The sequence below is a fragment of the Actinomadura formosensis NBRC 14204 genome, assembly GCF_001552155.1.
In the GTDB taxonomy this organism is placed as follows: domain Bacteria; phylum Actinomycetota; class Actinomycetes; order Streptosporangiales; family Streptosporangiaceae; genus Spirillospora; species Spirillospora formosensis.
In genome coordinates, this window is record NZ_BCQQ01000029.1 from 50,376 (window position 1) to 61,506 (window position 11,131).

General features: G+C 73.3%; 8 protein-coding genes. All 8 read right to left on the reverse strand.

Annotated features, from left to right (window positions below; translation table 11 throughout):
- Window positions 1-6 precede the first annotated feature (6 nt).
- The 8 genes from murC to AF1_RS10485 all read right to left on the reverse strand — a co-directional run bounded on the left by murC (window position 7) and on the right by AF1_RS10485 (window position 10,978).
- On the reverse strand, window positions 7-1,410 hold the full coding sequence (gene murC / locus AF1_RS10450; RefSeq protein ID WP_067795795.1) for a UDP-N-acetylmuramate--L-alanine ligase: 1,404 nt from the start codon (window positions 1,408-1,410) through the stop codon (window positions 7-9).
- A complete protein-coding gene (gene murG / locus AF1_RS10455; RefSeq protein WP_067795799.1) occupies window positions 1,407-2,501 on the reverse strand; it encodes an undecaprenyldiphospho-muramoylpentapeptide beta-N-acetylglucosaminyltransferase in 1,095 nt (364 codons plus the stop codon). Before murG ends, murC begins: the two co-directional genes overlap by 4 nt.
- Before the next feature lie 39 nt (window positions 2,502-2,540).
- Window positions 2,541-3,794 carry a putative lipid II flippase FtsW gene (gene ftsW / locus AF1_RS10460; RefSeq protein ID WP_067795802.1) on the reverse strand — a complete coding sequence of 418 codons (1,254 nt, stop codon included), beginning with the start codon at window positions 3,792-3,794 and terminating at the stop codon, window positions 2,541-2,543.
- Between the two features lie 2 nt (window positions 3,795-3,796).
- The gene (murD, locus tag AF1_RS10465; protein WP_067795805.1) at window positions 3,797-5,227 is read right to left on the reverse strand and encodes a UDP-N-acetylmuramoyl-L-alanine--D-glutamate ligase; all 1,431 of its coding nucleotides are present in this window, start codon (window positions 5,225-5,227) and stop codon (window positions 3,797-3,799) included.
- Window positions 5,209-6,267, reverse strand: coding sequence for a phospho-N-acetylmuramoyl-pentapeptide-transferase (gene mraY / locus AF1_RS10470; protein ID WP_067795808.1), 1,059 nt, complete (start codon window positions 6,265-6,267; stop codon window positions 5,209-5,211). The genes murD and mraY overlap by 19 nt, the downstream gene beginning before the upstream one ends.
- Window positions 6,264-7,646 (reverse strand): UDP-N-acetylmuramoyl-tripeptide--D-alanyl-D-alanine ligase, encoded by a 1,383-nt coding sequence (locus AF1_RS10475; RefSeq protein ID WP_067795810.1) that lies wholly within the window; start codon window positions 7,644-7,646, stop codon window positions 6,264-6,266. Before AF1_RS10475 ends, mraY begins: the two co-directional genes overlap by 4 nt.
- Window positions 7,643-9,178 carry a UDP-N-acetylmuramoyl-L-alanyl-D-glutamate--2,6-diaminopimelate ligase gene (locus AF1_RS10480; protein ID WP_067795813.1) on the reverse strand — a complete coding sequence of 512 codons (1,536 nt, stop codon included), beginning with the start codon at window positions 9,176-9,178 and terminating at the stop codon, window positions 7,643-7,645. Before AF1_RS10480 ends, AF1_RS10475 begins: the two co-directional genes overlap by 4 nt.
- Before the next feature lie 81 nt (window positions 9,179-9,259).
- Window positions 9,260-10,978: a peptidoglycan D,D-transpeptidase FtsI family protein gene (locus tag AF1_RS10485; protein ID WP_067795837.1), complete on the reverse strand. Its 1,719-nt coding sequence runs from the start codon at window positions 10,976-10,978 to the stop codon at window positions 9,260-9,262.
- Window positions 10,979-11,131 lie beyond the last annotated feature (153 nt).

Genomic DNA, 11,131 nt, shown 5'->3' on the forward strand with positions numbered 1-11,131 from the left:
GGCGTGTCACCCCGCGAGCCGATCGAGAACCGGCGGGCCGAGCTGCGTCACATCCCCGGCACCCAGCGTGATGACGACATCACCGGGCCGGGCGAGCGACGCCGCGATGCCGGGCACCTCATCCCGGACGGGCGCGTACACGGTCTCGGTGCCGGCCGGGACCGCGTCCGCGACGAGCGCCCCCGTCACGCCGGGCTCGGGATCCTCGCGGGCGCCGTAGACGTCCAGCACGACCGCGACGTCGGCGAGCCCGAGCGCCGCGCCGAACTCGGCGGCGAAGAACCGGGTGCGGCTGTACAGGTGCGGCTGGAAGACCGCGATGATCCGGCCGCCGCCCTTCTCCCCCAGGTAGTCGCGGGTGGCCTCCAGGTCGGCGGTCAGCTCCGTCGGGTGGTGGGCGTAGCTGTCGAACACCTCGACGCCGCCCGCCTCGCCCTTGCGCTCCAGCCGCCGCATCGCGCCGCCGAACGCGGCGAGGCCCGCCCGCACGGCCGCGTCGTCCACCCCGAGCGACCGCGCGACCGCGATGACGGCGGCGGCGTTGAGCGCGTTGTGCCGTCCGGGGACGGCGAGCAGGACCTCGCCGGCGCCCTCGATCTCGAACCGGGAGCCGAGACCGCGCGGAGTGAATCCCGTCACCCGCAGGTCGGCGTGCTCGGCCTCCCCGTAGGTGCGGACGGTCAGCCCCCGCGCCCGCGCGTGCTCCGCGAGCTCCATCGCCACCGGGTCGTCGGCGCCGGCGACGAGCGTCCCGCCCGGTTCGACGCGCTCGACGAAGCGCGCGAAGTTCTCCTTCACCCGCTCGAAGCCGCCGTAGTTGTCGAGGTGGTCGGCCTCGACGTTCGTGATGACCGCGATGTGCGGGGTGTACATGAGGAACGAGCCGTCGCTCTCGTCGGCCTCCGCGACGAAGACGTCGCCGCTTCCCTCGTCCGCCCCGAGCCCCGTGGTGACGAGCTGCCCGCCGATGCAGTAGGACGGGTCGGCGCCCGCGTGCTGGAGTGCGACCGTCAGCATCGACGTCGTGGTGGTCTTGCCGTGCGTGCCCGCGACCGCCACCGCGCGCCGCCCGATCATCAGGGAGGCGAGCGCCGCGGACCGGTGCAGGACGCGCAGGCCCCGCGCACGGGCGGCGACCAGCTCGGGATTGCCCTCCCGGATCGCCGTGGAGACCACCACCGTGTCGGCATCGCCCACATGGGCGGCGTCGTGCCCGACGAACACCTTCGCGCCGAGGCCGCCGAGCTGGGCGAGCAGCTCGGAGTCGCGGGCGTCGCTGCCGGACACGGCCATGCCGCGCCGCAGCATGATGCGGGCGATGCCGGACATCCCGGCGCCCCCGATCGCGATGAAGTGGACCCTGCCGAGTTCGCCGGCGGGGACCACCTCACCGGGGTCGATCAGGCTCATCGCGCGGCGCCCGCCGAGCGGACCACGTCGTACACCATGCGGGCGAGCGCGACGTCGGCGTCCCGGCGCCCCATCCGGCCGGCCGCCTCGGACATGTGCGCGACCCGGCCCGGGTCGGCCAGCACCGGCAGCAGATGCCGGGCGATCCAGTCGGGCGACAGCTCGGCGTTGTCGACCAGCATGCCGCCGCCCGCCGCCACGATCGGCTCGGCGTTCAGCCGCTGCTCGCCGTTGCCGATCGGGAGCGGGACGTACACCGCGGGCAGCGCCACGGCGGCCAGCTCCGCGCACGTCATCGCGCCCGCGCGGCACATGGCCATGTCGGCGGCGGCGTAGGCGAGGTCCATCCGGTCGCAGTACGGGATCGTGACGTACTGCGGGCCGCCGGACGAGGGCTCGGGCTCCTCGGTGTTCTTCGGCCCGACGATGTGCAGCACCTGGATGCCGGCCTGCCGGAAGTACGGCGCGGCGGCCACCGCGGCCTGGTTCAGCGAGCGGGCGCCCTGCGAGCCGCCGAAGATCAGCAGCGTGGGCAGGTCGGGCAGCAGCCCGAAGTAGGAGCGGGCCTTGTCGCCCATCGCGAGCCGGTCGAGCGTCGCGATCTCGCGGCGCAGCGGGATGCCGACGAACGTGGCGTTCGGCAGCGGCGAGTCGGCGTGCGACACCGCCACGTGCTCGGTGAACCGGGCGCCGAGCTTGTTGGCGAGACCCGGCTTCGGGTTGGCCTCGTGCACGATGATCGGCACCTTGCGTTTACGGGCCGCGAGGTAGCCGGGGGTGGCGACGTAGCCGCCGAAGCCGACCAGGATGTCGGCCCGGGCCTGGTCGAGGACGGCCGCCGCCGCGTTGATCGCGCCGCGCAGCCGGCCGGGCACCGACAGCAGCTGCGGGGTCAGCGTGCGCGGCAGCGGCACCGGCGGGATCAGCGCGAGTTCGTACCCTCGCTGCGGGACGAGACGGGTCTCCAGCCCTCGCTCCGTCCCGAGGCAGACGATCCCGGTGTTCGGGTCGTTGCGGCGCAGCGCGTCGGCGAGGGCCAGGGCGGGCTCGATGTGTCCGGCGGTGCCCCCGCCGGCCAGGACAACCCTCATGCTCGTTGACAACTCCTCAGCGTGTTCGAAAGGGGGATTTCACCGCCGTGCCAGACCCAGCCAGCTTAGAGCCCTCACGACCGGTCCGGGGCCACGTGCGGAGAGTGCCTGCCGCGCGCCGGGCTCACGTTTGGCGAAGGCGAGCAGCATCCCGAGCGCGAAAAGGGTCGGAACGAGCGCCGAACCGCCGTACGACACCAGCGGAAGGGGGATCCCGGTGATGGGCAGGACGGCGATGACGGCGCCGATGTTCACGATGGCCTGCACGATGATCCAGGCGGTGGCGCCCGCGGCGGCGAGCCGGGTGAACGGGTCCTTCACCCGGCGGGCGATCCGCAGGCCGGCGTAGGAGAGCATCCCGAACAGGCCGAGGACGACGAGGGTGCCGGCGAGCCCGAACTCCTCCCCCACGATCGCGAAGATGAAGTCGGTCTCGGCGTGCGGCAGGTAGTCCCACTTGGCCCATCCCTCGCCGAGGCCCGTCCCGAAGAGACCACCGGACGCGACCGCGAACAGCCCCTGGGTGCCCTGGTAGTTGGTGGTGAGCTGGTTCCCGGACGGGTCGAGGAACCCGGTGAGGCGCTGCATCCGGTACGGCTCGACCAGGATGAGGATCGACACCAGCAGGCCGACGAGCCCCGCGATGCCGACGAACAGCCGCCCGGGCGCGCCGACCACCCACAGCAGCGCGAGGAAGACGGTGAGCAGGACCAGCGTGGTGCCGAGGTCGCTGCCCAGCATGACCAGCAGGACGAGGATCCCGGCGCCGGGCATCAGCGGGACGAGCAGCGGCCGCCACTCGGTGAGCTGGCCGAGCCTGTCCTTGCGGGCCAGCAGGTCGGCGCCCCACAGCACGAGCGCGAGCTTGGCGAGCTCGGACGGCTGGATCTGCACCGGCCCGAGATCGACCCAGCGGGTGGCGCCGCCCGCGCTGCGCCCGAGCCCGGGGACCAGCACCATCGCCAGCGCGACGACCGACAGCAGCAGCAGCGGGTAGGCGAGCGCGCGGAACGTCTTCACCGGCAGCCGGGACGCCAGCCACATGCAGGGCAGCCCGATCGCCATCCACACGGCCTGCTTCTGGAACAGCGTGTACGCCGAGCCCGTCGCCTGGAGCTGCTTGACGCTGGACGCCGACAGCACCATCGTCAGGCCGAGCGCGAGCAGCATCACCGAGCAGCCCAGCACCAGGTAATAGGAGGTCAGAGGCCGGTCGAGCAGCCCGACGGCGGCGACCACCTGCTCGCGCGGTCCCGGGCGTCCGCCGCCCTCCTCCTCCGCCGCGGCGGTCACGGCTACCGGTCGTCCCCGGAGCCGGACGCCCCCGCGAGGCGTTCGACCGCCGCGATGAAGGCGTCACCGCGGGCCGGGTAGCCGGCGAACATGTCGAAGGACGCCCCGACGGGCGCGAGGAGCACGGTGTCTCCCGGACGGGCGAGGCCGGAGGCTTCGTTGACGCAGCGTTCCATCGCCCCAGTGTCGGTGTCGGAGACGTCCACGACCGGGACATTCGAGGCGTGTCGCGCGAGTGCCTCCGCGATCCGGTGCCGGTCGCGTCCCATCAGCACGACGCCGCGCAGCCGTCCGGCGCACGAGCGCACCAGGTCGTCGACGTCCAGGCCCTTGAGAAGGCCGCCGGCGATCCACACGACGGACTCGTAGGCGGCCAGGGACGCGGCGGCGGCGTGCGGCTGGGTCGCCTTGGAGTCGTTGACGTAGGCGACGCCCGCGATGTCCGCGACGTGCTGGATGCGGTGCGGGTCGGGGACGAACGAGCGCAGGCCCTCCCGGACGGCCTCGGGCGGCACCCCGAACGCGCGGGCCAGCGCGGCGGCGGCCAGCGCGTTCGCGACGTTGTGCGGCGCGTACGGGCGGACGTCGCGGAGCTCGGCCAGTTCGGCGGCGTGCCGCGCCGGGTCGCCGGTGAACGCCCGGTCGACCAGGAGGTCCTCGACGACGCCGAGCTCGCCCGGCCGCGGCACCCGCAGGGTGAACCCGACGCGCCGGTCCACGCCTTCGGCGCGTTCGGCGAGCGCCGTGGACGTGTCGTCGTCGGCGTTGTAGACCGCGACGGTGCCCGGCGCGTAGATCTTGCCCTTGGCGCCGACGTAGGCGTCCATGGAGCCGTGCCAGTCGAGATGGTCGGGGGCGACGTTCAGCACGACCGCCGCCCGCGGGGCGAGCGAGCTGGACCAGTGCAGCTGGTAGCTCGACAGTTCCACCGCCAGCACGTCGTACGGCTCGGTGACGGCCTCGACGATCGGCGTCCCGACGTTCCCGACCGCGAGGGCCTTGTGGCCGGCGGCGGTGAGCATGCACGCCAGCATCCGGACGACGGTCGTCTTGCCGTCCGTCCCGGTGATGGCCAGCCACGGCGCCGCGTCCGGCCCGCGGAGCCGCCAGGCGAGCTCGACCTCGCCGATGATCTCGATGCCCGCGGCCGCCGCCGCGGCGAGCAGCGGCACGTCCGGCCGCCAGCCGGGCGACGTCACGACGAGGCCGGTGGCCTCCGGGAGGCTCTCGCCGTCCCCGAGCCGGACCGTGACCCCGCGGGCCTCCAGCTCGGCGGCGTGCTCGCGCTGCTCCGCTCCGTCGCGGGCGTCCACCACGGTGACGCGGGCGCCGCGGGCGGCCAGCACGCGGGCGGCGGCGCGGCCGGACACGCCGAGCCCCGCCACGCACACCGCCAGGCCGTCCCAGGGTTCGCTCACTTCTTCGGCATCCATTCCAGGTAGAACAGGCCGATGCCGATCGCGGTGAACAGCGCGGACATCAGCCAGAAGCGCACGACGATCGTGGTCTCGGCCCAGCCGGACAGCTCGAAGTGGTGCTGCAGCGGGGCCATCTTGAACACGCGTTTGCCGGTCAGCTTGAACCCGCCGACCTGGATCATCACCGACAGGGTGATCATCACGATCAGCCCGCACAGGATGGCGAGCAGGAACTGGGTGCGGGTGAGGATCGCCAGGCCGACCAGCACGCCGCCGAGGGCCAGCGAGCCGGTGTCGCCCATGAAGATCTTCGCGGGCGGGGCGTTCCACCACAGGAAGCCGAACACGCCGCCGAGCACGGCCGCGGCGACCACCGCGAGGTCGAGGGGGTCGCGGACGCTGTAGCAGTTGGGGACGAGGGCGGCGGCGCAGCTGTTGCGCAGCTGCCAGTTCCCGATGATCACGTAGGCGGCCAGCACCATGCCGGCCGGGCCCGCGGCGAGACCGTCCAGCCCGTCGGTGAGGTTGACGCCGTTGGACATGGCCGCGATGAGCAGCAGCGCCCACACCACGAACAGGTACGGGCCGATCGAGGGGCCGAAGTCGCGCAGGAAGGACAGGTGGGGGTCGGCGGGGGTGACGTCGTAGCCGTTCGGGAAGTTCAGCGACGCGACCGCGAACACGACGCCGACCAGGATGATCCCGATCATCTTCGCGCCGCTGCGCAGGCCGAGGCTGCGCTGCTTGAACACCTTGATGTAGTCGTCGACGAACCCGACGAGGCCGAGGCCGGTCATCAGGAACAGCACCAGCAGGCCGGAGATCGTCGGCTCGTCCCCGGTGACCAGGTGCGCCACGCCGTAGCCGACGAGCGAGCCGACGATGAAGACCGTCCCGCCCATCGTGGGGGTGCCGCGCTTGTTGAGGTGCGCCTCCGGGCCCTCGTCGCGGATCATCTGGCCGTAGCCGAGCCGGTTGACGATCCGGATCCACACCGGCGTGCCGACCATCACGAAGATCAGCGCGACACCCGCGGCGATGATGATGTTGGTCATCGGGCATCCTCCGCGAGCAGCGCCTCGGCCACCCGTTCCAGGCCGGCGACGCGGGAGCCCTTCACCAGCACGACGTCCCGCGGCGCGAGCCGCTCGCTGAGCGCGGCCACCGCCGCGCCGACGTCATCCACCTGCACGCACTCTCCCGTCCATGACGCGACCTGCCCGGCCCCTTCGGCCATCGCGGCGGCGTTCGCGCCGACGACGATGAGCCCGGCGATCCCGCTGCGCGCGACATGCTGCCCGATCTTGGCATGTTCCGCCACAGAAACGGCGCCGAGTTCCCCCATCTCGCCCAGCACCGCGTACGCGCGGCGGCCCCGCGCCATGTGCACCAGCGCGTCGAGCGCGGCGCGGGTCGAGTCGGGGTTGGCGTTGTAGGCGTCGTTCACCACGGTCACCCCGTCGGCCCGCTCGGTGACCTCCATCCGCCACCGGCTGACCGGCACGGCCGCCGACAGCGCCTCGGCGATCACCTCCGGCCCGAGCCCGGCGGCCCGCGCCGCGGCGGCCGCGGCGAGCGCGTTCTGGACGGCGTGCGAGCCGTGCAGGCGCAGCGCGACCGGCGCCGCCCCCTCCGGCGCGACGAGGGTGAACCGGGCCCGGCCCCGCTCGTCGAGCGTCTCGTCCTCGGCCCGCACGAGCGCGTCCGGCGAGCGGCCGAACGTGACGACCTCGCCGCGGGTGCGGGACGCCATCGCGGCGACCAGCGGGTCGTCGGCGTTGAGGACGGCCGTCCCGCCCGGCGGCACCGCCTCGACGAGCTCGCCCTTGGCGCGGGCGATGTTCTCCCTGCCGCCGAACTCCCCGACGTGCGCGGTGCCGACGTTCAGCACCACCCCGACGTCCGGGCGCGCGATCCCGGTCAGGTAGGCGATGTGGCCGATGCCGCGGGCGCCCATCTCCAGGACGAGATGGCGCGTCCGCGCGTCGGCGCGCAGCACGGTGAGCGGCAGCCCGATCTCGTTGTTGAACGAGCCCGGCGGGTACACCACCGGGCCGGCGCGGCTCACCACCTGGGCGATGAGGTCCTTGGTGGAGGTCTTGCCGGCCGAGCCGGTGACCGCGACGACGGTCACGTCCGGCAGCCGCTCCAGCAGACCCCGGGCCAGCCGCCCGAGCGCCTCCCGGACGTCGGCGACGACCACGCACGGCCCCTCCACGGGGCGTTGCGCGAGCACCGCGGCGGCCCCGGCGGCCAGCACCCCGGCCGCGAAGTCGTGCCCGTCCGCGCGCTTGCCCTGCAGCGCCGCGAACAGCGCCCCGGGCTCCACCGCGCGGGAATCGATGACCACGGGGCCGCTCACCACGACGTCCGGAGGCCCGTGAAGGGTACCCCCCGTGATCTCCGCGATCGTCGACAGCGGAAGTGGGATCACGCCTGCGTCCCGTCCCCTCTAATCCCTTGTGTCCGGCGCCGGAGGGCCGCGCGGACGACCTCGCGGTCGTCGAACGGATGCACCTCGCCCGCCACGTTCTGACCCTGCTCGTGGCCCTTGCCCGCAACGACGATGACGTCGCCGCGGCGGGCCCGGCCGATGGCCAGCCCGATCGCGGCGGCGCGGTCGGGTTCCACGACGATGTGCGCGCGCTCGCGCTGCGGCACCTTGAGCCCGCCCTCGACCATAGCGGCGAGAATGGCGAGCGGATCTTCCGATCTCGGGTTGTCGTTGGTGAAATACGCCATGTCGGCCAGCCGCGCGGCGGCCTCGCCCATGAGCGGCCGCTTGCCGCGGTCGCGGTCGCCGCCGCAGCCGAGCACCACCGCGAGGTCGCCCTCGGTGACGGGACGCAGCGCGTTCAGCACGGCCTCGACCGCGCCGGGCTTGTGGGAGTAGTCGACGAGGGTGACGAAGTCCTGGCCCTCGTCGACACGCTCCAGCCGGCCGGGGACGCCGGGCAGCGAGCCGACCCCGCGGACGGCGGCCTGCAGCGGGATGCCCGCCTCGACCAGCGCGACGATCGCGGCGAGCGCGTTGGCGACGTTGAACGGGCCGGCGAGCCGGACCTGCGCGTCCGCCTCGATCCCGCCGGGCCCGACGACGCGGAACACGCTGCCGTCGGCGCCGGCGCGCACGTCCTCGGCCCGCCAGTCGGCCGCCGGGTCCCCGGACGCCGAGAACGTCGTGGCCGGCACCCGGCTGATCTCCAGCAGTTCGCGGCCGTGGTGGTCGTCCAGGTTGATGACCCCGACGCGGGAGTACTCCGGCGTGAACAGTCGCGCCTTCGCCAGGAAGTAGTCCTGCATGGTCGGGTGGTAGTCCAGGTGGTCCTGGGACAGGTTGGTGAACACCGCGACCTCGTAGCGGGCGCCGCCGACGCGGCCCTGCACGAGGGCGTGGCTGGACACCTCCATCGCGGCGGCGCCGACGTCGTGCTCGCGCATCATCGCCAGCAGCGCATGCAGGTCGGTCGCCTCCGGGGTGGTGAGCGCGCTCGGCACCCGCTCGCCGCCCACCCGGATCTCGACGCCGCCGACCAGGCCCGTCTCGATCCCGGCGGCGCGCAGCCCCGCGTCGATGAGGAACACCGTGGTGGTCTTGCCGCTGGTGCCGGTGACGCCGATGAGCGTGATGTCGCTGCCCGGCTCGCCGTACACCCACGACGCGGCGTCGCCGAGCCGGGCGCGGACGTCGGCCACCACCAGGACCGGCAGACCCGTCGCCGCCGCCCGGTCGTACCCGTCCGGGTCGGTCATGATCGCGTTCGCGCCCGCCTCCGCGGCCTGGACGCTGAACTGGGCGCCGTGGGCGCGCGCGCCGGGCAGCGCCACGTAGATGTCGCCGGGCAGCACCGCCCGCGAGTCGTGGGTGATCCCCGTGGCGGACACGTCGTCCCAGCCGCCCCCTTCGATCCCGAGAAGCTCCGCGAGCCCGCTCAGCGGGCGGGCCGGATTGGTGGTGGGACGCATGGCGGTTCTTTCGGTACGAGCGGGCTGGGACTGGTGGGACACGGGTGGTGGACTCACAGGCGAGGAGGGTACTCGCTGCGGTCAGTTTCGGGCGTAGATCTCGGTGGTCGGCGCTCGGCTCCCCGTCGGCGGGATCTTCTCGGACTGCAGGGCGAAGCTCATCACGTCCTTGAAGACCGGAGCGGCCGCATCGCCACCATAGTGGCTGCCCCGCTTGGGGTCCTGCAGGACGACCTGCACGACCAGCCGGGGGTCGTCCGCCGGGGCGAACCCGGCGAACGACGCGGTGTAGCCGCCGCCGTCGTAGCAGCCGCAGCGCGGGTTGACGATCTCGGCGGTGCCGGTCTTGCCCGCGACGCGGTACCCCTTGATCTGGGCCTTGGGCGCGGTGCCCTCGTTCGTGGTGGCGCCCTCCAGCATGTCGCTGATCTGGCGGGCCGTCTGTGCGCTGATGACCTGCCTGCGCTCCGGCGCGGGCGCGGGCGTGAACTTGCCGTTCTCGCCGACCGTGCCCTCGACGAGGGTGGGCGCGACGCGCACGCCGCCGTTGGCGATGGTCGCGTACACGCTCGCCATCTGCACCGCGTTGACCGAGACCGTCTGCCCGAACGCGATCGGGTAGCGGTCGGTGCCCGACCACTGGTGCGGCGGCTTCAGCAGGCCGGGCGTCTCGCCGGGCAGCGGCAGTCCGGTCTTGTGCCCGAAGCCGAATTCGCGCAGCGTCTGGTAGAGCCGCTGGGAGTTGATGCTCTCGCTGGCCATGATGGTGCCGACGTTGCTGGACTTGGCGAGCACCCCGCCGAACGTGAGCCGCTCCGGCGCGTGCGGGTGCGAGTCGTGGAACACGACGTCGTACTTCTTGATCTTGTCGGGGACGGTGTAGGGCGTCCGCGGGGTGACGCCGCCGTGCTCCATGACGGCGGCGGCCGTGACGACCTTGCCGGTGCTGCCCGGCTCGTACGCCTCCTGCACCAGCGGGCTGCCCCACAGGGCGCGGTCGGACTCGGCGTAGCGGTTCGGGTCGAACCCGGGCGCCGAGGCCATCGCGAGGAGCTTGCCGGTGCGCGGGTCCATGACGATGACGCTGCCGCTGTCGGCGCGGGTCGCCCTGACCTGCTGCTCGATCGCCTCCTGCGCCTTGAACTGCAGGTCGCGCTGGAGCGTGAGCCGGACGCCGTGGCCCGGCACGGGGGGACGCCTCTGCTCCTCGCCCATCGGGATGTGCTGGCCCTCCAGGCTGATCTCCACCCGCTGCCAGCCCGGCTGCCCGGCGAGCACGTCGTCCATCGAGCTCTCCAGGCCCGCGGCGCCCTTCCCCGTGTCGTTCACGAAACCTATGACGCTCGCGGCCAGCGAATCGTTGGGATACTCGCGGCGATATTCCGGCAAAGTCCCGATTCCGAGGTAGTTCCACGACGTGATCAGCCGCGCCTGGTCGGGCCGGACGCCGTGCGCCAGGTACACGAACCGGGTGTCGGGCTTGCTGATCTTCTTCATCAGCGTCGCCGGGTTCAGGCCGAGCGTGGAGGCCAGCGCGTTCACGATCTCCTGCCGCTTGCCGGCCTTGATCAGCGACGGGTCGGCGTAGATCGCGCGCGCCTCCACCGTCATCGCCAGCGGGTGGCCCTGCGCGTCGGTGATGTCGCCGCGGACCGCGGGCAGCTTGAACGTCTGCAGCCGCTGTCTCATCGCCTGCTCGGTGTACTTGCCGGACTCGATCGTCTGCAGCTGGACGAGGCGTCCGGCGAACAGCGACAGCACGAACGCGACGGCGAGCAGGCCCATGTTGAGCCGCTTCATCGGGTCGCGGCGGTTGAAGGCCGCGCGGGCGCGCGGCCGGCGGCCGGAGCCGCCGCCGGTGCCCGCCCGCGGCCGGGCGGTACGGGTCGTTCCCGTGCCGCCCTTGGCGGGCGCGCCGCTCCCGGCCCGCGGCTTCTTGCCGGCGCCGGCGGG